Origin of the sequence: uncultured Aliivibrio sp. (genome assembly GCF_946479765.1) — a bacterium.
GTDB lineage: Bacteria > Pseudomonadota > Gammaproteobacteria > Enterobacterales > Vibrionaceae > Aliivibrio.
The window spans coordinates 1-3388 of record NZ_CAMLHO010000106.1; the positions used below are offsets into that span (position 1 = coordinate 1).

A 3388-nucleotide genomic window follows, 5' to 3' on the forward strand; every position below is an offset into this window, starting at 1 on the left:
CTCATTCAACTCAATAGCAAACTGAGTCGTAGTAAGCTTGATATCTTTAAACTTGCCATGCTTTTTAAGTAGTTTAATGGTTTTGAAGATAACGGGATGCAAAAACTCATTGTTAAGACGAGCAAAGGATGCAGTACTTTTCTGTAGCCAGTTTTGTTGACGTATACTTACTTCTGTTGCAGTCTGAGACTTTTGATCCATGGGGCCCAATGGATCAGCAAACAACGCCTCTCTAATCTGCTGCTGCACTTGCGTTAACGACAACTGATCAAAACGCAGATCTCCGCCTACGTCTAACATATGAACGGGAGGAACACGGATATCTTCTACCTGGATCTGAGCGCCCGGCTCCATGTTAATATTGTATGGGTTAACAATCTGATTGCTTTGTATAAGCATCGGACGAGCCATCTGATAGCCTGCATTCGTAATATCAAATTCGGTCATTTTATTTGCAATGCGTATGTAATCCAACATTTGCAAGATTGGGCCAAATCCCCAAGTCTCACCAGGGGATACAGAGAATCTAAATGGAATCCAAGGGCTCATCTCCATAGGCTGGGTAACCAAATCTTCATTTGAAATCTCATCCGAAACATAATAAAGATACCGTTCATCAGGATCATTTTCTGGGTAGTAGATAGTACCTTCAATCAGCTTAACCAAGACATGTGGATCTTGCTTGCTCATCTGATCTAATCGGCTACTAAACTTGGCATCTGGCCAAATTGATTTAATGTCTGAAAGAGGAACTTCCATTGACCGCCAAATATCTTTAATCTCGCCTTCATGTTCTTGCATAGCCACATTATTCATGGGTATCGCTTCGAACTTGATAGGATTGGCATCATTGTCTGTAAGACTTATTTTAAGCAAGCCAGTGGAGATCCCCATGTCTTGAAAAGCAATGTTAGCCTCTAAAAATAAATTAGAGTTATTTAGGATATCTAAGATCTGTTCGGTATATCCTTGAAGCTCTTCATCTACAATCTCTTTGGCTGTCTCATTAATATTGCCAGATCTTAAATGAAACCAATTCTGGAAAGGCGGCATGAGAATAGTTTGAAGGTTAGATGCAAAGCTATGCAAAGACTCAATGGCTGTTACATCCCAACGCCAAACAGTCTTGTCTACGGCTGGAGTTTTAATCAACCATTTGTTCCTACCTGGCAAAGCAAACTTATAAGCTTCTTGGAAGAGAAACAACTTAAGATCTCGCTCATCTAAAGCTTTGCTATACCGCTTTAATCTCTGCTGCTTATCATCAAACTTATTAGCCATAACATTATCCTAATATATTATTAGTGGGATTAAGCGGAGTTGGAGAAGGCGCTTTCTTCTTTTTAGGAGTAGGAGTAGTAGGACTAAGACCTTTAAGTAAACTTGGCAAAGCCGCACCACCACCGCCCTGCATTTGGCGCATGGCTCCTATACGACGCTGCATCATCTGTTGTTGCTGTGCTTTCATAGCCTGCTGTTGCTGAGCTAGCTCTTTGCCCTGTTCTACTTCTAGATCCACTTGTTCGGATGTTTTTTTTGGTTTACTACCCATCTTGATTAATACTCCTATAAAATTTGTACTGAACATATGTTTTTAGCGGGATAAGGTTTGCCTTGTAACTTACGTAGCTTCTTAAATAAACTCCATGGAGTTAATGCATTAACCCTAAGACCAGTAACATATTGCACTACAGTAATACAATTCACAAACTTAAATTTTCCGAGCCAGCTGGAAGCCCGATCAGTTCTAAGCCTAACTACTCTAGCACCAGGGTGTAGGGCATATGGAACACGAGGATTGCTGACCTCAAAAGGTAAAATCTCCCAGATTATCTTGGCTGAAGTGGGATCAAGCTTGAGCCAGTTATGCTGGTCTTTGACGTAGATGACTATATGGTTACACTGAGAGTTAAGCCAACGACAAACCCAATGGTTTCCTTTTGTAAAAACTAAGTAGTACTCATCAGTCAATGTCTGCATATGTTTCAATCACCACCGTAAAACATGTTGGATTCTCATCCACAATTCTTTCCCCAGGACTTTGAACCATGACTCGCCAGTCCTCTTGAGACGCAGCAACTTTCAACAACAGCTTATCGAGGTCTCTTCGCAGCGGCGATACCATTACTTTAACAGTGAAGGCTTGCCTTTAGACTTGCCGCCAGGTGCCTTACGAAGCACATTCCAATAATAGGATGCCTGCTTCTTCTGCAAAGGAGTGCCATTCTTGGCTAAAGACTTAACCTTATCCAGATTCTCACTAGGCTTACCACCTACTGCTTTAGTCAAAGCGAGAGGGCGTTTGATGGAGTCTGAGATAGAAAGCGTTTTCTTTTTCTTGTCCATTTCAAATCCTAAATTGCAACCCAGTTAGCGCCATCATAAAAGGTCACCTTAGAGGTAGTAATGTCAAACACCACGCTCCCTTGACGCATACCAGTTAAAGCAGGAAGTTGAGCGGTAGTATACTGAGACAAGTTGATGTAGCTACCATTCATAGTCAAAGGAGAACCAGTCGAAGGAGCATCTGCATCACCAAAATCAACCGCCCCGTTAAACTCAGTAAACCCAGAAACTGTTACAGTCTCCGCTTCAATAGAAGAAGCCACAAGTGCCTCATTTAATACATCGGCTTTGGATGCTTTAAAAACTGTCATGAATTTTCCTTATTTTAATTTGTGATTATCATCAAACTGAGCCTGAAGCTTTTCAAGCATCGGCCTGAGCTCAGCATCTTGTTCAGCAGTAATTCTTGCTTTAATGGATTCAATTAACGCCTTGCCGACTTCCGCCGAACGCTCACCACTGTTCATGGCATCCTCCACAGCCTCCATTTTTTCAACTGGAGTGGATGCTAATTCAATCTTTCTACAACGAGTATGATCAGAGAGGAACTTTACTTTCATCTCAACTAACTTAGGCTGGAAGTCACGACTAGCGTAGTTATCATCAACCACATCAAGCAATTTAGCCTTCGAATATTCCCTAGCGCGTGTGAAAGCTTCTCGGAATTCTTCGTGATTATCTTCCCAACGATACAAAGTTGCACTGCCAACATCTAGCCTTTCAGCCATCTGATACACATGAAGACCTTGTCTTCCAAGAGCAATTATCTGCTCACAATATTCAGGATCATAATCAGAAGGACGACCAGCTGGCATAAATGCACCTACTCATGAATTAAACACGAGTAACAGGGTAAAATAAAAAGGTCAAAGAAGCAACAGGATAAAAATCCAAGCCAGTCTGGTGAGGGACCAGATTTTCGGGAGCTACCCTAGACTTGGAAACCACAACCTAATCAAACGTTTTATATACTTCCGTCTCATCAAGTATACGAGTAGAAGGCGAATCAGAAGTGAAGAAACTTCCACTATGCTGCCGGCGC

General features: G+C 41.7%; 5 protein-coding genes. All 5 read right to left on the reverse strand.

The window, feature by feature from the left end; all coding sequences use genetic code 11:
• On the reverse strand, positions 1-1281 hold a 1281-nt coding region (locus tag Q1K78_RS17160), incomplete at its 3' end, for a portal protein (protein ID WP_300181645.1).
• Positions 1282-1285: 4 nt separating this feature from the next.
• Positions 1286-1552, reverse strand: a complete 267-nt coding sequence (locus Q1K78_RS17165) for a hypothetical protein (RefSeq protein WP_300181647.1) — start codon at positions 1550-1552, stop codon at positions 1286-1288.
• Positions 1553-2124: 572 nt separating this feature from the next.
• On the reverse strand, positions 2125-2346 hold the full coding sequence (locus Q1K78_RS17170) for a hypothetical protein (protein ID WP_300181649.1): 222 nt from the start codon (positions 2344-2346) through the stop codon (positions 2125-2127).
• An 8-nt stretch (positions 2347-2354) separates the two neighbouring features.
• The gene (locus Q1K78_RS17175; protein ID WP_300181651.1) at positions 2355-2657 is read right to left on the reverse strand and encodes a hypothetical protein; all 303 of its coding nucleotides are present in this window, start codon (positions 2655-2657) and stop codon (positions 2355-2357) included.
• Positions 2658-2666: 9 nt separating this feature from the next.
• Entirely contained in the window at positions 2667-3161 is a 495-nt protein-coding gene (locus Q1K78_RS17180) for a helix-turn-helix domain-containing protein (RefSeq protein WP_300181653.1), read from the reverse strand.
• Between the last annotated feature and the right edge of the window lie 227 nt (positions 3162-3388).

Excerpts from the sequence above, each read along its gene's own strand:
- Q1K78_RS17170 (WP_300181649.1), bottom strand. The coding sequence starts at position 2,346 with ATGGACAAGAAAAAGAAAACGCTTTCTATCTCAGACTCCATCAAACGC.
- Q1K78_RS17175 (WP_300181651.1), bottom strand. The coding sequence starts at position 2,657 with ATGACAGTTTTTAAAGCATCCAAAGCCGATGTATTAAATGAGGCACTT.
- Q1K78_RS17165 (WP_300181647.1), bottom strand. The coding sequence starts at position 1,552 with ATGGGTAGTAAACCAAAAAAAACATCCGAACAAGTGGATCTAGAAGTA.
- Q1K78_RS17180 (WP_300181653.1), bottom strand. The coding sequence starts at position 3,161 with ATGCCAGCTGGTCGTCCTTCTGATTATGATCCTGAATATTGTGAGCAG.